The organism is Pristimantibacillus sp. PTI5 (assembly GCF_048572955.1).
GTDB lineage: Bacteria > Bacillota > Bacilli > Paenibacillales > Paenibacillaceae > Pristimantibacillus.
The window spans coordinates 2,637,510-2,658,954 of record NZ_CP183886.1; the positions used below are offsets into that span (position 1 = coordinate 2,637,510).

The following is a 21,445-nucleotide window of genomic DNA, read 5'->3' on the forward strand; positions in this document are numbered from 1 at the left end:
CGACGTTCTGAAAAAAAATAAAAGTTTTTTTGTTTGACGAGTTATGTACCTCATTTCGACTGCTTTGCTAGTGCTCATTGAGCACTTTGTTAGTATAGCTTGTTTAGATAGAGTTCGTCGATAATAAACATTTTCCAAATTTGATGTTTCACGCGGCTTGGAACGCCCGTGGTTGCAAGAAAAAAGGCTGGTTGCAGAATATCTCCGCAGCCAGCCTTTTTTTCTTTATATAACCAATTAACCGATGCTCGGAAGCTTCTTCATATCAGTTAAAATTCGAGCTACAATGATTGCTGCATCAGAGCGCAGAAGATTAGATCTTGGCTCGAATACAGAGCCTGCTTTTGGGTTGCTCGGATCTACAAGAGAGCCGATAATGTATTTTTTCTTCGCGATAGCAATAACCGAGCTTTTCGCATAGAAATTCACGCTTCCTGCATCTTTGAACGTTTTCTCCAAATCCTTATCGATTTTCGTCGAATCCGTAGCCAGCTTCAAGTCGAGCGCCCTTGCGATAATCACAGATGCCTCTTCTCTTGTTAGGTTGGCGCTTGGCTGGAACGTTCTAGGACCTGTACCGCGGATGATGCCTTCTCGGGCCGCCGTTTCTACATATCGGTAGTCCCATAACGCATCGGGGTTAATGATCGCCGGCACATCATCGAAATGCGGCTTGCTGAGCTCATAGTTAAGAGGAATATCGAGTGCTTTGACCATCATTCTCGCGAACTCGCCGCGCGAGATGTAAATGTTGGCGCCGAAATCATCAAAGCCCGCTGCATTCATAATTCCTTTTGAATAAATGGCTTCCAGGAAGTTCCTAGCATAAGGATGCGAGGTCATGTCAGTGTACGAGTACACCATTTTCCCGACCACATAGTATCCGAATTTATTAAAAGGAACCGTAATGGTATTTTTCTTCACGTCTACCGTTCCGCCGATATTTTCCCAATACTTCGCTTTTACATCGTAACGGTAGACCGTAATGATTGTCCCGATGCTATCCTTCATATTTGGATCAAAGGCAAGCGTCAACGTTCCAGTCTTGGAAGTAACCAGCTCTCTATTGTCCGGGCGCTCGTCGTAGGTAGGAATCTTCGTTCCGCCCTTTCCAGTCGCGTTCGGGAATTGATAAGGGTCGACTCCCATAGTCAGCGGATCGTAAGCACTCGTTGTCGCTGGATCGTCTGCTAATCCCGCGTCGATCCAATAAACCGGACTAGCTTTGGTGAAGCGAGTTGGATAAGAAAGCCTGAACCTCGTCCCAAAGCTTTCCAAAATAATATTGTAGTTTGGCGGCAGTGCTTCAAGCTCGCGGCGGTCAACGACGCCGTCTTCCGAGTTTGCGATGGCAAACAAGAGATTATGGCCGGTGAACACTTGGTTTTTCAGGGCCGCGGGCACGTTGAAATCGGTTCTGATCAGCGTTGTGCCTTTTTCGAACTTCAAATTCAGTGCTCCGTCAAATATCTTGTGGCTGCTCGCCATCGTTTGAAGAAATTGTGCGCCTGGAATATTGGTTGGCGCATACGTAATTTCGATGCTGCTTTGCACTTTATCATTGGCGCTCGAGATTATGAAATCGATCTTGTTTTTACCAACTTTTAGATTACTTACGAATACGCGGTACGTATTCTTATAAAACTGTTCCACGGTTGCAGGATTGTTATCGGAATCGAAGTCAATTTTTTCTGCGACCTGTTTATTAATCGTTATCGTCTGCGCTCCAGGAGCGTCAATAACAACTTCGACATAGTTTTGGTTGACGATATTTTTGGCCGGCAAAATCGGACGCAGCACTTTGTACGGCAGCGATGTCGGGTCAACCTCTAAGCGATAGGACGCTTTCGGTCCTGTTTCGCCGTTGTTGAAAACCGTAAAGGTATACACGCTTGAGCTGCCGTCCGGGTTCAATTCTTGTCCCACTAAAATGAACGAGAATGTTTTCGTTAAAATATCATAACGAACCGCAAGATTGGCTACTTCGTTAGCTGCGCCGTTATTTACGGTACCCAGCACAGTAGTGCCGCGCATAATAAAGAGTTTCTTGCTCAGATCCCATGCAATCGGATTCGTGAAATTACTGTTCTCAATTTTCAGGATATAGTTGCTCGGATCCGTAAGGCCGTTCGCAGGAGTATCCATCTGTGTAATTTTCGCTTGAATATTACTTACGATATCGGCATCCGTAGCACCTACCGCAGTAAAATCAATAAAGTCAAATGTACCAAATATGTTCATAAATGCTTCATTTGTCGTAAAGACGCTGCCGCGGTTCACGAAGTTCGGATCATTCGGAACCGGCTCGCTGTATTGCGCGCCATAAGGATAAATGATGGTGCCTTCAACCGGTATGACAGGAATATTCGTCGGGATGAAGTAAAGCTTGATTTTCTTCTCATAGGAATTTTTACTGCCTTGGAATACGAATTTGATCTCATTTTCACCGCTGAACAAAGAATCAAAAGCTTTTGTGCGTTCGGCAGCATTTAGAATCGTAAAGCTTGTTACTCCGCTTGTCCCTTGCGCGAGCTTGATTGGCGTATTGTTCACATAGAAGAACACCGTTTGCGCTGCTGTACCGTTAAAATCGTAACGAATTTCAGAAGTATTGTTGATATTGTTGAGAATACCTTTGAAATCGCTCAACGTTCCCGTAATTGCCTCGGCGATACGATCCGCTTTAAGCTTATTCGTATCATCATAGACGGTCATATTATCAAATACGCTTGTATAACTGACATAAGGGCCGAATAGCATCGTGAATTTAACCTGTTTCGTTACTCCGCCAACATTCAGCGTAACCGTCTGCGTACCTTCGAACGGAAGCTTTTTGAAAATAAGAATTTCGCGTTTGTACACTTTGCCGTTCACGTTTACGAACTTATTAACTAGACTGGACGAAACATTTTCGATGTTACTTATGCTGGTGTAGTCAAAGCTTGATGATGGCGCGGATGTACCGGAAACATTTTTAATATCAGTTACTGATACTAAGTTAGTCGGGGTAGCCATATCCGTCGCACTCGGGTTTCCAACAAGAACTTCCATAGCGAAAGGCACAGTGTAAAGATTAGCACCTTCAAGCGGAGTGCCTGATAAAGCTTCACCGTTGCCTGTTCTATATCCACTTAAATAGTTAATATTCTCGATAAATTTCTTAGTTGCATCCTTCAACGAGAAACCCATAAGACCGGTTCCTTCATCGGCTGGCTGCCCTAGCGCGTCTTTTTTCGCGTTTTCTGCTGTAATTTGAATACTATAAGATTTGTCGAAGGCTAGTGTATTTATATGGTTGGCTCCAATAGGTGTTGTAAATTGATAGATAAAAAAGGCTTCATTTCCTGTATAAGTACCTACCGGAGTTGCTTCTGTCGTTGGAACGGGTGGATTCCCAGCATTAGGCTGTGTAAGGCTGATTCCACCGCTCGCCGTAATCGTGTACTTAATCGGAATGTTTGCAGCAGGATTCGGATGCGGCTCAAGCGTGCCATTTCCGTCATCATCCTTCAAATAGTTAGGTACAATAATTTTACCAGTTAGAGATGTCGTGTTGGGATCAGAAACTAATAGGTTAGGATTGTACTCAAGCGGTTCAGATGTTGCTGCAGAATTCGCAACTCCGTTCAAGTTGACATCATAAAAGGTAACTTCCCCATTATAGAAAGCAACCTCGCGAGTCGTTTCGACCGTTTGATTCGCATTTTTCACCTTAATCGTAACGAGGTTTTTACCTTTTTGGATCGTGATCGGCGATGCCGCAAACTGATAACTGTTGGAGCTGTTCACGGAATAGGTTTTGCTGCTTCCGTTTACGTCAACCGTCACCTGCTGCGCATTCGGCGCAAAGCCCGTAATGCTGATATCCGCGGACTGACGGCCTGCGGATGCCGCAGAGTGAACGACCGTAGTGCCTGCTTCTTCAATGTTGAATTTGTTTCCGTCAAGCTGTGCCACCAAATCATAAAATACCGGACCGTTGTGATATTCGATGTAGATCGAATTGGTCACTTCGCCGCCGCCTTGAACGCCTTTGAACGTAATGCGGTTCAGACCCGGGAAAAGTTCAACGTTAAAGACTTGGATAGAAAATCCATTGATATAGATGTTGCTTGTGATGTTCTCACGCTTAGAACCAAGCTGATCATCGGTAGGATTATCATTGCCTTTGTTATTGATGATCTGAGTGACGCTGTAAGAAACCGACGAGGGATCTACCCCCGTAATGGATCCAGTCAGCGTTAGGCTGGGATCTGTGGTTACCCTTGCTTGCGTAGATAAATCCTTCTCGGTAGGGAAGCTGAAGCTGCCTGTTGCGGCATTTGCCACCTGTGACGAACCGAACGGCGGCAACAATGTAATCAACAGTGCCAGCGTTAGCGCTAATGAAAGTAATCTTTTCAAAACAATGTTCCTCCTTTATGTATATAACGAGCATGGGTATTAGAATTAAAGTTCGACTGACGACTTTGCCGCTTGCTTACGAATAAACCTTCCTCCCTTTTCCTCTTTAGCCAGTTATCGGTTGCTGAGCAGTTAGACGCGCTGACCGCAGAAAAGTTCTGTACTGTTGTTATCGGTCAACAGCTCCCATTTTTTTAGTGAAATACACAATTCAGGACAAAAAAAAGAACCCCGTTTCCCATAGGGATTCGGAGCTCTTGATTATTTCGAACGGGATTCAGCGTCAACCTTGAGCCGCAGCCTCATGCGGTTTAAAAAATTAATTAACGGCCTGCGCGTTTTGTCTACGATTCCGGTAACCTCGGCCCCAATTTGCAGGAAGAACATCAGCATGCAAATAACGCCAAAGGTAATCCAGTTCGCCGCACTCGATTGCACGACGGCCGATTGCACGATAGCCAGCGCGCCGAAGATCGCGGCAACGCCCCAAATGATAAGTACCGTACGACGGTGGCTGAAGCCAAGGTCACGCAGCCTGTGATGCAAGTGCCCTTTGTCTGGCGCAAAGATCGGACGTTTGTTCACCCAGCGGCGAACGATTGCGAAGAAAGTATCCGAGAGCGGTACGCCGATAATGAGCAGCGGCGTTACGAATGATACGATCGTAACCTGCTTGAACCCCAGCATCGAAAGCGTTGCTAAGCTAAAGCCAAGGAAAAGCGAGCCCGAATCTCCCATGAATATTTTTGCGGGATGGAAGTTGAATACGAGAAACCCGACGATTCCGCCTAATAGCAGCGTGCTTAGCAGGATAACGGGCTGGAAACCCATTAACGAAGCCATCACGACAATCGTTGCGATCGCGATGCCGGAAACGCCGGCAGCAAGCCCGTCCAAACCGTCAATCAAATTGATCGCGTTCGTCACGCCGACGATCCAGAGAATCGTAATCGGAATACTGATCCAACCGGCAATCGGCTGCATCGTTTCTCCGAACGGAATGTTCAGCAGGTCGATTTTGACGTCAAAGACGAAAACGACAACGCATGCCGCGGCCACTTGGCCGAGAAGCTTCACTTTGGCTGACAGCTCGAAGCGGTCATCGAAAGCTCCTAAAATAATAATCATCGTACCGCCGACAAGCAGCGCGTTGATCATGTTTGAATCTTGAGGACGGAGCAAGCCGTCCGGTATAAACGGCGATAAGAGAAAAAATGCGCCAACGAATGCAATATAAATAGCTAGACCGCCAAGCCGCGGCATGATCCGCGTATGTACTTTGCGGTGGTTTGGTTTGTCTATTGCGCCTACTTTGAATGCGAACTTCTTAACAAGCGGCGTCATCGCAACGGCTAAAACCAAAGCGATTATGAACCCAATTGAATACAGCAAGCCTACCGGCATGTGTGCAACTCCCCTTTTCTTTCTACCGAAGTGAATTATACTCCGATTGAAAAAGAAATTCCAACCCCGTTTTCAACCAATTTAGCGGGTTTTAACGAGAATTTCACGGTGTATACCGAGGTTTTGTTACGTTTTCTTTGTCGCGAAGCACTTTCACTACGAATTTCGGCAAAACGAGCATTCTTTTGTACCTTTTGGGCTCTTGAAGCAAGCGATAAAACCATTCAAGCCGAAGCTTCTGGAATAGGATCGGAGCTCGTTTCAGCTTACCCGAAACGACATCGAAGCTGCCGCCGACGCCCATAATTAAAGGCACGCCGAGCTTTTGCTTAAACTTTACGATCCAAGGCTCCTGCGTATCCGCTCCGCGCGCGACAAACAATAAGTCAGGCGCCGCTTCCCGGATAACTTCCACTACTTCATCGTCCTGCTCCGGTCCAAAAAAACCGTTCCGATAGCCTACGATACGCACTTGAGGGTATTGCAGCTGCAGTTTTTCGGCCGCGGCTTCAATAACCTCTTGCGAGGTGCCAAGCAAATATGCCTTCCATCTGCGCTTTTCGCCCTGCTCCAAGAGACGGTGCATCAGATCAAATCCCGTTACGCGCTCCGTGACCGGATTGCCAACGTATTTAGCTGCCCACACCACGCCTGCTCCGTCCGGCACGATAAGATCCGCGCGCCGGATCATCGCGCTGTAGTCCGCGCTTTCGACTGCCGACATAATCATGATCGGATTCGCGGTAATGACATGCGTTAACCGTCTTTGTTCGATGGCTTCCGTTAAATATTGAACCGTATCATCCATGCCCGCCTTGGAGAATGGTATGCCGTATATCGGCACTGTTGGTAATTGTTTCGACAAGAGGAACTCACCTCGATAATGTATGACGCAGGTATTGAACGATTTGTTGCGCCGGTTTCTGCGATTGTTGTTTTAAAAGGTCGATCGCTGGCTTATGCTTCGCCTGCCAGCCGGCTTTGTCAGCAAGCAGCTGGCATGCCGCATCCGCAAAGGCGTCCGCGTCCAGCTGTTCAGTCGTGCCGATAGCTTTCAGGCCCAAGCGGCCCAGAAACTGATCGATCTTCGGGTCATAGGAGAGGCCCAGCATGGGAACCATCTGGCCGGCCGCGTAGATAAGCGCATGGAGGCGCATGCCGAACAAAGCGTCGCACCGGCTGACCTCCAGCAGCATTTGCTGGGGGTCGTCGCCGGGCGCGGCCAGCTCGGCGGAGGAACCATCGCCGAGCCGGCCGCGCAGCCGTTCCATCACCTGCTCCGACGTTTCTGTGTCGGAGGGGGTGTGGAACGGCAGGAAGCGCAGCCGCACAGGCATGCGCTTTGACAGCGCGACGAGCGCTTCGGCGGCGCGGGCGAGATCGGCGCCGTCGCTGCGCCACCGGCGCAAGGATACGCCGACTAGCGGCGGCTCCGTAGCTCCGCCCTCGGCAGCATGCGAGATGCGGCTTCCTGCTTCTTCCGAGCCCTCCGGCAGCGGCAAGCCCATGACCGGGTCCGGCACCACTTCAATCATCCGTTCAGGCACCCCGATCCGGCCAAGCAAGGCTGCCGATTCCGCATCCCGCACGGATACGTACGCGCTGCGCTTCATTACTCCGCGTATAAGCGGATCCATAATGCGGCGGTTTACCGGTCCGATGCCTTGCGAATAAGCGAATGTAGGTTTGCCAAGCAGCTGCGCGAGCTTCATAACGCCCGTATAATAGGGAATCGTCTTCGTACCCGTAGCATCCTGAAGAAGGCTTCCGCCTCCGCTTATGAGGCCGTCACTGTTCTTCAGCGCATGCCACAGATCAGCGGGATGCATCCTCCGGACGCTTTCCACCCCATACATGCTGCTTGTCCAAGCCGGATCAGCCGATAACACGACCGGCTGAATTTTTATGCCTTGGGAGCTGCCTTCTTCTTCTAAAGCAAGCAATATCGATCGGAGCACCGCTTCGTCGCCGCTGTTGCTGAAGCCGTAATAGCCTGAGATTACTATTCGACGAACTTGCGAATGATTGCCGGTGCCCATTTACGAATTGCTCCTTCCACTACCTGCCAAGCTAGGATCAAAATACAGCCGATTACCATACCTGTACCCAAGCCTAGCAGTACGCGAATCAGTGAGATATAAAGCGGAGTATGAAGATGCGCGAACGTATCCACCATCGACAGCTGTCCAATCGATCCGATAATAATAAGCAGCCAAGCCGCACGGTAACGGAGCGATAAGAATAGTCCAAGCAGCAATAACGGATGCGCCAGCAAAAATTCTTTAAACCTCGGCCTTACGCCGAAGGTCGATTCCAGGAAATGACGGATTACCAGTTCCACGGAGGATACTTGCCCGCTGTTGCCTGTACGCGACAAGTAATAATATCCAATGATTCCGATAACGCCCGCAAGGATAATCCAAGTTAATGTAATCGGCTTAGAAAGCAGCGCTCTCAGTCTGCCTACCGACATTTGGCTGTTGTACAGCAGCACGTAAACCGCTACTAACGCAATAGGCGCGAGATGAAGCAGGCTTACGCCGCGGAACTGCTCCAGCACCAAATTGTAAGTGATGTTATTTAGCAATCCAAAAACAATCGGCACTGCCATCAGCGAGATCAACGTCGCGACAATGAACCAATTCAATGCTAGTCCAAAACGCCGGCCCGTAGACAACGCCGGGAACAGCCACTTCATCTTGTTTCCATTCTCGTAGACGGCACCAGGCTGCTGAGGCGTCGGGCTCTGCTTGCTGCGGCCCACTGTCCAGTCACCCCCGCCAACCACGCGCCGATCACCTACCGTACGGGAATAGATACGATTCATGACCCACACTAAAGCAAGCGTAGGTGCGGCAATCGCCGCCCCTAAAGCTAAGCCCTGTTCCATGACAGAGCTGTTTAGCTTATACATGCCCGCGCTGCCGAAGAGGCCGATAACGAATACGGGATTATATACGCCTGGAATAAACGCGCCTACCAATAAAGCAATTAACGCGATGGCGCCCGCAGCGACAATAGCTCTGACCGGCTTATTCCAAGATGGCTGTTCATAATCGAATGCCTTTGCCGTGCCTGTCACAAATCCAGCCTTTGACAGCTTCTCGACTATGCCGTTCTTTTCGCTCATGGCTTCAGCCAGCCTGTCCAAGTTATGGACGACTTTAGCTTTATCCGTGTTGGATTGGGTTGTCCCGTTCATGAAAAACATACGAATATTGCGATCCTTAGCCGCTAGAAGAAAACGGTCGCCGATCGCGTCGGAAGTCATCGTCATCCCGTCGTTCTCCGACAAGGAATATAACCGGACTACATTATAGTTTGTAATATATGCTAATTTATTTATGCCTTCTTGAGGTTTTTTTAAATTTTCGATTGCCGCAACGCCCATATCGTATTTTTTAAGCAGTTCACCGAACTGATACAGGCTGTTGTCCATGGCTTGATCAGATGCGCCCTTAACTTTATCGCCGTCAAATAACACGCGGTTCACACCGTACGCTTTTAATTTTGCAAGCACGGCTTCCGTTTCCGCTTGATCGTAAGGCTTTACGCGGTCGGAGAAACGCGGCAGAATCCGAAAGCCTGCGTCTTGAATCGTTTGCAGGGACATCGGGTCAAAATCCATCGTTTTCATGATCGCTTCGGCAATCGGCATTTCGACGACCATTCCGTTACGGCCGCCGTAGGACCAACTGCTGTACACGGCCTCCGATCGATCAAGCGCCTGGCGCACGATCGGACCGATCATTTTTTCTTCTTCGGGACCGTTAAATAAAATATAAGTAAAGTTTTGGTCTGCCTGCTCAAATTTGTTTTGAAGCAGCGCAGCGTCCCTTGAGCTGTAAAAGGTCAGCCTTCCCGATAACTGAAGTTCCTTCAGCGAGCTCTCGTATACGGCCATCGTGGTAATGCCTGATTCCTTCAGCATTGCGAGCTTCTCCGTCAGGAATCCCTGAGGCCTTGCCTGACGCTCCGATACATCGACAATATCGCGGTAATCAAAAACATATTCCACTTGCTTCGACGATTTTTCCATTTCCATGCGAACAGCGCCGAGCGGCATTGCTGCCGCCACCCCTAGTAATGCAATAATCCAAAGTACGAATCTCGCGCGCCGATTCCATTGCTGCCAACGTAAAAACACGTAATTCCTCCGTTCTAAACAGGCTGATTGTCGATCTATTCGCTACGGTCTACCCGTTCCATAACGGTGGTTTTCAACGTCTCCAATGCAGCAGCGGCAGCATCCTTCGATTCACCCTTCACTGCGAAATAAACCTTGATTTTCGGCTCGGTGCCGGAAGGACGCAAGCAGAACCACGAGCCGTCCTCAAGCAAATACTTCAAAACGTTCTCAGGACGAAGGCCGTCATGGCCCTTGCCGTAATCCAATACCTGCTCCACTTTGACGCCGCCGATTTCGGTTGGCGGGTTTTGGCGCCAATCATCCATAATCGCCCCGATTTTTTGAACGCCGTCAAAGCCCTTGAGCGTGCGCGACTCCAAGCCCTCTAAATAGAAGCCGAATCCAGCGTACAGCTCAAGCAATACGTCATACAGCGTTTTCCCTTGACTGCTATAGTATGCCGCAGCTTCCGCAATCAATAACGCAGCAACGATCGCATCTTTATCGCGTGCATAAGTACCCGTTAGATAACCGTAGCTTTCTTCATAGCCAAACAGGAAGGTATGCTCGCCTGTTTTCTCATAGCTTGTCATTTTTTCACCGATATATTTGAAGCCGGTCAGCGTATTCTCTACCGCTACGCCATAGGAGCGCGCGATATCCGCGCCAAGCTCGCTTGTCACGATCGTTTTGATGACGATGCCGTTATCCGGCAACTGTCCGCGTTCTTCCAGCTGGCTCAGCACATAATGAACCATTAACGCGCCGGATTGGTTACCCGTAAGAACGACATACTCGCCTTCGTTATTTTTCACAACCGCACCCATACGGTCCGCATCCGGGTCCGTACCGATAATGATGTCCGCATTCACCTGCTGGGCAAGCTTGATGGCAAGAGTGAACGCTTCGCGCTCTTCCGGGTTAGGGGATTTCACCGTGCTAAAATAACCATCCGGCTGCTCTTGCTCCTGTACGATATGAACATTCTTAAATCCAACCTTCTTCAGCACTTCACGGACCGGCATATTGCCTGTCCCGTGCAGCGGCGTGAAGACAACGCTAATTTTCTCTCCGATGCCGCCTTGAATGAGCTCCGCATTCAGGCTTTGGGCAACGACCGTATCAATAAATTGTTGATCGGCTTCTTCACCAAGCCAGCGAAGCAAGCCCTTTGCTTCCGCTTCCTCGCGGCTCAGCCTTTTCACTTCATCAAAGCCGGCAATTTGTCCGATGGACGCAATAACCTGCTCCGCTTCTTCCGGAATGAGCTGGCAGCCATCTGCGCCGTATGCTTTGTAGCCGTTGTATTCAGGCGGGTTATGGCTTGCCGTAATGACAATGCCGCTGGATGCTTTAAGCGCGCGCACAGCAAAAGAAAGCTGCGGAGTCGGGCGCAGCGCCGTAAACAAATACGTCGTAATTCCGTTTCCTGCAAGCACGAGCGCAGCATCAAGCGCAAATTCAGGCGAGTAATTACGGGAATCATGTGCAATGACAACCGATGGGCCGTCTCCCGCCGGCTTTACGCCGCCGAGCAGCCAATTCGCGAGTCCTTGCGTCGCTTTTCCTACTGTGTATGCGTTCAAACGGTTCGTCCCTGCGCCCATTACGCCGCGCAGGCCGCCCGTACCGAATTCAAGGTCACGATAGAAACGGTCCGTGATTTCTTTTTCTTCTCCTGCAATGCCGCGAAGCTCTTCCTTCGTTGCCGCATCGATAAGCGGATCGTTCAGCCAAGCCTCATATTTAGCAATAACCGTAGTATTCGTTGGATTCGTCATAATTAGCAGCCTCTTTCATTCATGAATTTTGGTTTATGAAGGATTAGATAAAGCAAACATAAGCTCGCCTTCGGCAACGATCTGATCACCTACTCTTGCTGTTCCTTGCCCTTTGCCAATTGAACCCTTGAGCCTTGTAATTTGAACTTCAAGCGTCAGCGTATCGCCAGGCTTAACTTGTCCGCGGAAACGGAAGCCGTCAATGCCCGCAAAAAAGCCCAGTTTGCCTTTATTAGCTTCAATCATCAGCATGGCCACGGTACCGACCTGCGCAAGCGCTTCTACAATCAGCACTCCGGGCATAACGGGATAACCGGGGAAATGGCCGACAAAATAAGGTTCGTTCATCGTCACGTTTTTGAGACCGACTGCCCGCACCCCCGGCTCAACCTCCAAAATCCGGTCGATAAGCAGAAACGGAGGGCGGTGCGGAATGATTTCTTGAATTTGATTAATGTCCAACATGTCAAAAAAAACCCCTTTCAATGGTTAGGTGGTATAAAAAGCGTCAAATTGTACGACACTATATATATCCATCATAAAACTGCAGTTTATGAAGGTTAAGATAAGAGGCTTGGCTGCTTGGACCCGAAGTGTCCTCCGCCAAGCCTCTTTGTTCATATATAAGAAATTATAAGCTTTCACTTATAATTTGCTTATATACCTGCGCGAAACGGGCTTTCGCCGACAAAAGCCGGCTGCAGCCGTTTATGCTTGATATGTAGTTGCCTCAGATGTTCATGTTCACGTATGTCCAGCCGGTGTTTCAGCAATCGGTTTGTTCAGCGCCTTGAACATGAAAATATACATGATTGATGTCAAGAAGGAGAAAACAATTACCGCCCACAAGTAGGAATGAGCGTTAGGCGCTTCGAAGAAAATAAGCATGATCGCTGCATAGAAGAGCACGGTTGTCAGCTTTCCCATCCAATTCGCAGGCACCGTCTTTTTTCCCCGAAAATGAAAATACAATCCTCCGGCTATCATGCCCAAATCGCGCAAAAACATCGCCGCAGCAGCAGCCCATGAAATATGGCCGGAGATGAGCAGCGATACAATAACCGTAATGAGCATCAACTTGTCAGCGAGCGGATCAAGCATGATACCAACCATCGTCACCTGACCGCTTTTGCGGGCGATATAACCGTCAAGCACATCGGTAATGCCGGCAGCGACCATAATCAGAAAAGCTGGAATCATATGTCCTTTTACAAACACTATTATGTAGACGGGGATCAATACAAATCGCAATGATGTTAAGAGATTCGGCAGATTCAAATTCTCACGCTCCTCTACCTATTGCTGACTGTCCACCATGGTTCCCAACTATTATACAACTACCTCCCGTAAAAATAAAACCACCGCAGCTTCGCAAATCCCTATCTCGTGTTCAACAGCCCTTATTTTCGGGAGGTTTACTAAAGTTTAAATAACAAAAATTGCCTTTGTTATTCACTTTCGCCATCCCTAAACCGTTAATAGTTAATAAAAGAAAAACATTTACTTTAAACCGGAAAGGACAGGATGTAGTGAATTTTAGTTTACGTTTCAGCATGTCGTTGAAAGAAACACGCAGGTGGCTGGCAGCCGTGCTCGCAGCCGCAATCCTCATGACCTCGGCCTCGGGCGTCGTTATAGCCGCAGAAGATACCGTAACCGGCATTGAATTTAATTACGAGGCGTCGGATTACAATAGCAGCACCTCGTCGCTCGAAGTATTCGTTGAAGATGACAAAGTCAATTTAGCCGTGTTTGCCTCCATTTCAGGCTCGTCATCCAAGAAGGATGTTACCTCGGAAGCGACATGGAAATCTTCCAATAGCGCATTCATCAAAGTAGATAAAGGCATCTTATCCGGCGTCGGCAAGGGAACCGCGACGATTAGTGCCACTTATAAAGGCTTCACCATTTCCATTAAAGCCGCATCTGATTATGTTTATGATTCCATAACGCTGATGCAGAACTCATCAGAGGCTCCCGCATCCAAGGATATTGAAATCGGTCAAGCGCTAGCCTTCACGCTTTACGGAGCGAAAGGAAGCGTAACCGACTTAGCCGTCACGACCGAAGCGGTATGGACAACCTCTAATGCCGCAGTCGCAACCGTTGATGAAGGCGTAATTACTTTAATTGGCGTCGGCTCTGCCGCGATATCCGCGAAGCTCAAGGGCAAGACCGACACGATTACGCTTAATGTCTCATCCCCGTACAAGACGATTACGATCGATTCCGGAGCCTCCGGCAATTTGGTCGAGTTGAACATCGGCTATGACGACAAGGCTTTGACAGCAACTGCCGCGCCCAAAACAGGCGGTACGGAACCCGTCACGGACGTTGCCAAATGGGTCAGCGCCAATGAAAAGATCGCCACGGTAAAAAAAGGCGTTGTAACCGCCGTTAGCGCGGGCAAAACAACGATTACCGTCTCCTATAAGGGAGTATCGGCAACGGTCGATGTCGTCGTCCGCACGGCTTACCAATCGATCAAGCTTTCGCCGGAGAAGGAATACCATCTGCTGCTGCAGGACGCGCCTCTCCAAATAAAAGCCGAAGTTCTAGACAACGCCAATGTCACGACTGATGTAACCAATAAAGCCGAATGGGCGTCCTCTAACGTCGTGGTCGCTACGGTGTCTGCCGGTAAAGTGACGCCAAAGGCAGTAGGAACAACCAAAATAACGGCCAGCCACAAAGGCGTGAGCCGCAGCATCGACATTATCGTATATCCAAGCGTTAATGAACTGAGCGTGGAGAACAAAACCATTGACGGTTTCAATGGCATCAGCGGGGATTTGCCTGCAGTCATGGCAACAACCTTTGACGGAACGAAGATAGACGTCTCCAAAATCGCTGCTTGGACCTCATCCGACCAGAAAATCGCAATCATCGAAGACGGAAAATGGACAGCGAAAGAGCTCGGCGAAACTACGCTTACGGCGACCGTACAAGGGCATAAGGTCGAAGTGAAGCTAATCGTACACGTGAAGCCGTTAAAGCTGATGGCCGATGTAAAGGATCTGAGCATTATTTTAGGAAAAGAAACACCTTACCCTTCCGTAACCGTCATCAATGAGGATGGCGAAGAAGAGGATGTCTCCAGCAAGATCAAGTGGAAAACGACCTCCGAGGATATTGTTCTGAAAGAAACGACGATGAAGGGCTTGGATGTTGCCAGCCTTACGCTTACCGCTACATACCTGACCAAGAGCGTATCCGTGCGGATAAAAGTCGAAGAAGAGATCACTAAGCTTGTCGTTGACCCCGTTACGGTCGAGCTTTATCCGGGAAAAACCAAATCGGTTAAAGTCACTGGCTATTACAAAAGCGGCAAACAAGTTTCGTTAAGCTCCAAAATGAATTGGGAAGTCGGAAATCCGGGTATCGCAACTGTTAACAGCACGTCCGTTAAAGCCGTTGCCGTCGGAACAACGAAGATCACCGGCTCCTACCAAGGAAAAACTGTCGTCGTGCCTATCGTAGTGGTTCAGAAGCTGAAATCGCTTGTTCTATCAACTAAATCGGTACAGCTGAGCACGGGCGGAACGTATTCCGCTAAGCTGCAAGCCAATTTCACGACCGGTACTCCTGCCAATGTTACGGAAAGCGCCGTTTGGACAACTTCCAAAGCAAGCGTTGCCACCGTTGAAGACGGCAAAATCGTCGCGGTCAGCAAAGGCACCGCATCCATTAAAGCAAGCTATGCAGGCAAAAGCGTTACGATACGCGTATCCGTCAAATAAAGAGAACAAGGGCTGTCCCAGGTTTGATTTAAACCCGCGGATAGCCCTTATTTATTGCCCGGCAAAAAAAGGCTACCGGATCAGCAGCCGCAGCTTTTTATCCGATAGCCTTTTTTATTTTATAATCATCAGGATTCAGCAAAAACGAGATCGTATAAATGCCGCCACGTCGCCCAACTGAACACTTCGCCCTCTGCTTGCTTACCCAAAACGACATAACCAATATAGAGGCCTGCCACAAGCATGATAACCATTATGAGCGGTACGATGCTTTTGCGTAATATCCACAGCAGCACGTTTACCCCTTGGGACCGTTGCTTCTTTTTGGAGCCACCGTCAGCCTTTGAGCGGCTTTTGCTCTTCTTTCTGCCGGCGCTGCCCTCTTCCGCTGTACTCCCGAACCCGCTTTCTTCGCGGTCCATTCGTTCATCGGCCATACTCATCTACATCATCCTATCCTTATGCGCGCAGCCCGTTCGTAAGGCTCATCATCGTATCGCTGGACGATAAAGCTCTAGCTGCCAATTGATAAGCGCGCTGCACATTAATAAGCTCGGTCATTTCATCCGTGAGCTCAACATTGGATTGCTCCAAGTAACCTTGACGCAGTACAATGCTATTTTCCGAATCCGGCACGATCTCCTGCACGACATCGCCAGCGTCAATTCCGTTAGCAACCACAAACAGGTTATCGGCAACCGCAGTCAATGCCGCGGGCCTTGAAGCCTGCAGCAGCTTAATGCTGCCGAGCTCTATCGTCCGTTCAGAGGATACCCCAAGCACCGAGCCGTCCGGATTCACGCGGAGACTGTACCCTTGCGGCAATACGATATTGCCTTCAACCCTATTCCCAGTCACGGCGTCTCTTACGTTAGCCACGACCGGATAACCGTCTTCCGTTGCCAAAATCGTATCACCGTTTGCGCCGACCGTCAACTGAAACGCCCCGTTACGCGTATAAGCGCGGTTGCCAGCGTCGTCCACTTCCACCTCGAACAGCGCATTGCCTTCAATCGCAATATCCGTTTCCTTATTCGTTCCCTGCATAGGGCCTTGGGACAAATTCGGCTGTACCATTGTCATCCTCGAACCCCAGCCTTGCGTGAAATCCATCGGCGTTTTACGCCCTGGCAGACTGAAAGCTTCCGGCTGGGTTCTTAGGTTCGTCAGAAGATCCTCAAAGGTCGCTTCCTTCCGCTTATAACCAACCGTATTCACATTCGCAATATTATCCGCAAGAAGATCGAGCTTCTGTTGGAGCCCGTTCATCGATACCATTGCGTTGATCATTGAACTGTTCATGCTTCGTGCACCTCCGCTGCTTCAACCTGTTGTTATACGCGGCCTACGTCGTTAACCGCTTTGCTTAAGCTTTGATCGTAAAATTGGATAACTTTCTGATTCGCCTCATAGGCACGAAGCGCAGACATCAGGTCAACGGCCGCTTGCGCCGCGTCGACATTCGAGCGCTCGACATAGCCCTGCCTCACTTCAACGCGCTCGCCCGGAGCAATGGCAACCGCTTCGCCGTCCTCGTCTGCAAAGCGAAAGCTTCCGTTCCCCTCGCGCACCAGCAAATTCGGATTATCGATGCGGCTGATCAGCAGCTGTACGCCTATATCCTGACCCGCCGAATCGATAAAGCGCTGGTCTCCCGTTAAGATCAGACTGTCCAGCCCCACACCAGCAGGCATTTGAATAGGCTGCCCATCCGTGCCAAGCACGCTTGATCCGTCGCTTCCCATCAGGAAGCCTTCCTCCGTCAGCGTGAACTTCCCGCCCCGCGTGTACCGGATCTCGCCATTTTGATCCTGCAAGGTAAAGAAGGCTTGCGGCTGATAGGTCACCTCTCCGTCTTCTCCAACGTTTTTGCCGGAAGCATCAAAGGCCAGCCCGTCCAGTTCAATATTGGAGATCAATGCGAAATCCGATGAGTTATTCGTCTGCGTTAAATCGCCTTGCAAATGGATAGACAAGCTTTCTTCGGCAAACACGCCGCTCGTCAGCTTCCCGATCTTTGCATAGTTTTCTTCGCCCGCTCCCGTCAATGACAGCATCATCTCCGGAAAAGAACGGGTTACCGCATTGGTTTGCTTATAGCCTGGCGTATTTATATTTGAAATATTATTCGTGACGGTATCATGTCTGCGCTGCTGGGAAATCATGCCGGACGCAGCCGTATACAAGCCTCTTAACATCGTTGTTACCTCCCCGGATGCTTTCAATCGAACTTACTATATATGTTATCGGTTGAAAGCAAGGCTGCCTGAATAGCTTGTCCTGCGACCTATGACTCATTTACGCCTCGGCTTCGCCCCCCTAAGGCTCCCTACCCGCGCAAAAGATTATGTTTTAGGCCGCTGCTGTCTTTACTTCTTCCCGAGCTTGTCCAAGTTATCTAGCAAAATTCCAGTTCCTTTAACGACGCAGTGCATCGGATCCTCCGCAATCAGCACCGGTACCTTAAGCTCTTCCGCAAGAAGCGCATCAAGTCCGTCTAGCAAAGCGCCTCCGCCCGTCAAAATAACGCCGCGGTCAATAATATCTGCCGACAGCTCCGGCGGCGTGCGCTCGAGCACGGACTTTGCTGCCGATACGATAGACATAATCGGATCCCAAAGCGCCTCGCGCACCTCTCCCGAACGGATCGTCAGCGTAAGAGGAAGCCCCGAGACCATGTCACGGCCGCGAATATCGATCTCTTCTTGCCGTCCTCCCTCAAGCACCGTTCCGATCTTGATCTTAATGTCCTCGCTCGTTCTCTCGCCGATGAGAAGCTTGTATTTATTTTTGATAAACTTCATGATCGCATCGTCGAACTTGTCCCCTGCAATCTTAATGGAGGAGGACGTGACGACGTCGCCCATAGAAAGAACGGCCACGTCCGTCGTGCCTCCGCCAATGTCAACTACCATATTGCCGCTGGGCTGGAAGATATCCATTCCAGCCCCTATTGCGGCAGCTTTGGGCTCATCCTCAAGAAAAACTTCCTTAGCGCCGCTGCGTTCTGCAGCTTCGCGAATCGCTTTTTGCTCTACTGAGGTTATATTGGTCGGCGCGCAAATCAATATTCGGGGACGGCTAAACCATTTCCGTCCCTCGACGCGGTCAATAAAAGCTTTTAGCATGATTTCCGTAATCTCAAAATCCGCAATAACGCCGTCGCGAAGCGGACGAATCGCTATGATATTGCCTGGTGTCCGGCCTACCATGCGATGAGCTTCCTCACCTACGGCCAGCACGCGTTTCGTATCGCTTTCAATCGCAACGACTGAAGGCTCATCGAGCACGACGCCTCTACCTTTCACATGAATGGATACATTGGCTGTACCAAGATCAATCCCGATATCCTTGCTCAACATAAGGCTTAAGTCCCCCAACGAATAATAATTACCTAACGTACGTTTGGCTCCCTTGACACAGAAACCGCTGACGTATATTATTCGCCAAAAAAGACAAATTTCCTCTATAATTCGAGAAAAAACTTCATAGCTTTCCTGCGGCGAGTACCTCGCGTTTCTTCGTGCTCGTTTTCTTGTATTTGATCTTGGTCGCTTCTCCTCCCCTCAAATGCCGGATGGATTTGTGGTACTCGAGAATGTGCTTAACCTGATCGGCCAAATCGGGGTTTATTTCAGGAAGCCGCTCAGTCAAGTCCTTGTGCACCGTACTTTTGGATACACCGAACTCTTTGGCGATCGTTCGCACCGTGTGCTTCGTTTCCACGATGCAGCGGCCTATTTTAATGGTTCGCTCCTTGATGTAATCGTGCACGTTCCCGCCTCCCTACTCGAGATAGTTTGGTACATTATATGAGTAGGTCACGTATATATTCGTTGTGGTCAAGCCTGACAAGCCGGAATGTGAAAAATTTTTCATAAAAACGTAAAACAGGCAGGGATTTTCTCCCTGCCTGTACGTCTAAAGACCTATTTTTAAAATAATCGGTTACTCGGCGATTAGCGAGCTCGGGTTAACCGGTTTGCCATTGCTGCGTGTTTCGTAATGAAGGTGAATGCCCAGGTCGCGTTCTAAATCATTGCGGCCCGCTTTTGCGATCACGGTACCTTGCGTCACATCGTCGCCTACTTCAACCGCAACATCGGTTACGCTTTGGTAAACCGTTACAAGACCGCCGGCATGCGTAATTTCGATCACATTGCCATTCGTCGGTTCCGTTTTTACATAAGTAACTTTACCGGAGAGAGCAGCCAGGACGTCGAAGGACTTGCCGCTTGGGTCAACGAAGTCGATTCCCATATGCGGGGAGAAGGTGTCTCCTACTTGGACGAGTGCGGCCTCGCGCTCTTCATCGCTTGCTTTGTCGTCATAGAACGGAAGTTCAACTTGCAGGGCGGCCCGGTCAGCCAATGGCCATTTAATCGTCTCGTTGCCTGCGATCACTTCTAGCGCTTGATCATCCTTGCCTTGCGTTTCGGTCGTACCCTCTTTTGAATCTTCAGTAGAAACGGCTTTTCCTGTTGTAGGACTCGTTTGATCCGCTCCCTGATAGATCCACATTAAGGTTACGATAATTGCTGCCGCGGCCATGAAGATTGCTGGGGATACCCATCGCTTTGCAAAAAGGTTTCTCCATCCACTGCTAGATTTGGCGGCAGACGTTCCTCCCAGAACGGTTTTGGGAGTTTCTTCTGGTCTTTGCTTCGGTTTGCTTTGATTTTGATCATTCATTTTCTATCACCTCACTAGCCATTGTTACCAGATCTGCTAGGTTTATACCTGAGGGGAAAATGAAATATTGAAAGAGTTAAATATTAGGAGTGACTGGCCAACTGCTCCGATAGCTTCGAAGCTTGCTCCACTTGAACGCTAGAATAGTAATGCGCCAAAATTTGCTCGGCGCTCGCCCCCGATTGCGCCATGCCGTTCGCTCCCCATTGGCTCATGCCAACGCCGTGCCCATAGCCGTACGTCGTAATCGCTATCGTGCCGCCTTTGATTTTCCAGGTGAATTGAGAGGATGCGAGACCTAGCTTTTCTCTCACTTCCCGGCCCGTGAAAGTCGCTCCGCCTATGACGATCTTGCTGATCCGGTTACCCGCCGTCTTCTCTACTATACGAATGGCTGATTTGGCAGAGCTCTTCCCCGAGACCCCAAGCTTGTTATAAAATTCTTTTAAAGAGAGCTCTACCGTTTCCTTATAGCGCGGCGAAATAGCTTCATCCCAAGGACTCGCCACGCTGCGAAGATATGGAATCTCTTGCTTCCAATAATCCTCTGAGTTTTCGGTATACCCATTGCTGGTGGAAAAGAAAGCCGCTTCGATTGGATCCCCTTTATAGGTAATGATTTTGCCTCTTGTCTCTGCAACCGCATCATTCAGTTTCTTCATGTTTGTCTTTTGATCGGCCTTTGGCCATTTGCGGGCGAGATCCGCGAGCGAGACATAAACTTGGTGCTCAACCGTGTCCGTCACGTCGGCGCCCTTAACCGGCACCCCGCTGTCATTGCCTTGAACGATTCTCCGTATCATATACGTACGTGCGGCAATGGCTTGCGCCTTCAATGCTTCCAGCTCAAAGCCGATGGGCATTTCTGCGGCCACGACGCCGCGGACATAGGTTTCCAGCGGAACGCGCTCGATCCGTTCTTCCTTTGTCATATAGACGCGGATGACGAGATGATCGAGAACCTCCGACGTCTCCGCTTGCGATTGGTTTCCCGCAGCCGGTTTGGCGCTCTGCGGATCAGCTTCTTTATCAACTGTCTGGCGTCCCTCGGTATCCTCCGGAGAGCCAATTGAAGACTCCGCTTGCGTACCCGTCTCTGCCGAAGGCGCCTCTATTATGTACCGTGCGGCTTGCGCGCCCCGGAGCTCATTCAGCGAAAGCCTGACTAGCAGCATAGAGGCTCCCAGCATCGCGCCTACCGCAAATAAAGCCAATCCTCTGCTTGTCCGCACCCGGCCGATCAACGAAACTATCGAAAACTTCCCTATCCTTCGCTTCATGGGCTCTCCTTCCAT

At 49.6% G+C, this 21,445-nt stretch carries 16 protein-coding genes; 1 reads left to right on the top strand and 15 read right to left on the bottom strand.

Annotated elements, in window-relative coordinates; all coding sequences use genetic code 11:
* Positions 1-237: 237 nt before the first annotated feature.
* From ACN6MW_RS11835 to ACN6MW_RS11870, 8 genes are all read right to left on the bottom strand, one after another.
* The gene (locus ACN6MW_RS11835; RefSeq protein ID WP_419875587.1) at positions 238-4,404 is read right to left on the bottom strand and encodes an S-layer homology domain-containing protein; all 4,167 of its coding nucleotides are present in this window, start codon (positions 4,402-4,404) and stop codon (positions 238-240) included.
* Positions 4,405-4,665: 261 nt separating this feature from the next.
* Positions 4,666-5,808, bottom strand: coding sequence for a glycosyltransferase family 4 protein (locus ACN6MW_RS11840; RefSeq protein WP_419875588.1), 1,143 nt, complete (start codon positions 5,806-5,808; stop codon positions 4,666-4,668).
* Positions 5,809-5,911: 103 nt separating this feature from the next.
* The gene (locus ACN6MW_RS11845; RefSeq protein WP_419876333.1) at positions 5,912-6,616 is read right to left on the bottom strand and encodes a WecB/TagA/CpsF family glycosyltransferase; all 705 of its coding nucleotides are present in this window, start codon (positions 6,614-6,616) and stop codon (positions 5,912-5,914) included.
* A 64-nt stretch (positions 6,617-6,680) separates the two neighbouring features.
* Positions 6,681-7,847, bottom strand: a complete 1,167-nt coding sequence (gene csaB, locus ACN6MW_RS11850) for a polysaccharide pyruvyl transferase CsaB (RefSeq protein WP_419875589.1) — start codon at positions 7,845-7,847, stop codon at positions 6,681-6,683.
* Entirely contained in the window at positions 7,811-9,955 is a 2,145-nt protein-coding gene (locus ACN6MW_RS11855) for a DUF5693 family protein (protein WP_419875590.1), read from the bottom strand. Before ACN6MW_RS11855 ends, csaB begins: the two co-directional genes overlap by 37 nt.
* 35 nt (positions 9,956-9,990) lie before the next feature.
* Positions 9,991-11,718 carry a phospho-sugar mutase gene (locus ACN6MW_RS11860; RefSeq protein ID WP_419875591.1) on the bottom strand — a complete coding sequence of 576 codons (1,728 nt, stop codon included), beginning with the start codon at positions 11,716-11,718 and terminating at the stop codon, positions 9,991-9,993.
* Between the two features lie 33 nt (positions 11,719-11,751).
* On the bottom strand, positions 11,752-12,183 hold the full coding sequence (gene fabZ, locus ACN6MW_RS11865; protein WP_138753720.1) for a 3-hydroxyacyl-ACP dehydratase FabZ: 432 nt from the start codon (positions 12,181-12,183) through the stop codon (positions 11,752-11,754).
* Between the two features lie 279 nt (positions 12,184-12,462).
* The gene (locus ACN6MW_RS11870; protein WP_419875592.1) at positions 12,463-12,996 is read right to left on the bottom strand and encodes a CDP-alcohol phosphatidyltransferase family protein; all 534 of its coding nucleotides are present in this window, start codon (positions 12,994-12,996) and stop codon (positions 12,463-12,465) included.
* Positions 12,997-13,247: 251 nt separating this feature from the next.
* Between ACN6MW_RS11870 and ACN6MW_RS11875 the strand changes: the two genes are divergently transcribed.
* Entirely contained in the window at positions 13,248-15,458 is a 2,211-nt protein-coding gene (locus ACN6MW_RS11875) for an Ig-like domain-containing protein (protein ID WP_419875593.1), read from the top strand.
* Between the two features lie 128 nt (positions 15,459-15,586).
* Here the strand turns inward: ACN6MW_RS11875 and ACN6MW_RS11880 are convergent, their stop codons facing one another.
* From ACN6MW_RS11880 to spoIID, 7 genes are all read right to left on the bottom strand, one after another.
* Positions 15,587-15,901 (bottom strand): DNA-directed RNA polymerase subunit beta, encoded by a 315-nt coding sequence (locus ACN6MW_RS11880; RefSeq protein WP_419875594.1) that lies wholly within the window; start codon positions 15,899-15,901, stop codon positions 15,587-15,589.
* Between the two features lie 16 nt (positions 15,902-15,917).
* Positions 15,918-16,760, bottom strand: a complete 843-nt coding sequence (locus ACN6MW_RS11885; RefSeq protein ID WP_419875595.1) for a flagellar hook-basal body protein — start codon at positions 16,758-16,760, stop codon at positions 15,918-15,920.
* 32 nt (positions 16,761-16,792) lie between these two features.
* Entirely contained in the window at positions 16,793-17,656 is an 864-nt protein-coding gene (locus tag ACN6MW_RS11890; protein WP_419875596.1) for a flagellar hook-basal body protein, read from the bottom strand.
* A gap of 171 nt (positions 17,657-17,827) precedes the next feature.
* Positions 17,828-18,820, bottom strand: coding sequence for a rod shape-determining protein MreB (gene mreB / locus ACN6MW_RS11895; protein ID WP_364151750.1), 993 nt, complete (start codon positions 18,818-18,820; stop codon positions 17,828-17,830).
* 124 nt (positions 18,821-18,944) lie between these two features.
* Positions 18,945-19,232 carry a sporulation transcriptional regulator SpoIIID gene (gene spoIIID / locus ACN6MW_RS11900; RefSeq protein ID WP_053373789.1) on the bottom strand — a complete coding sequence of 96 codons (288 nt, stop codon included), beginning with the start codon at positions 19,230-19,232 and terminating at the stop codon, positions 18,945-18,947.
* A 174-nt stretch (positions 19,233-19,406) separates the two neighbouring features.
* On the bottom strand, positions 19,407-20,150 hold the full coding sequence (locus ACN6MW_RS11905; protein ID WP_419875597.1) for a peptidoglycan DD-metalloendopeptidase family protein: 744 nt from the start codon (positions 20,148-20,150) through the stop codon (positions 19,407-19,409).
* A gap of 83 nt (positions 20,151-20,233) precedes the next feature.
* Positions 20,234-21,430 (bottom strand): stage II sporulation protein D, encoded by a 1,197-nt coding sequence (gene spoIID / locus ACN6MW_RS11910; protein ID WP_419875598.1) that lies wholly within the window; start codon positions 21,428-21,430, stop codon positions 20,234-20,236.
* Positions 21,431-21,445: the final 15 nt, after the last annotated feature.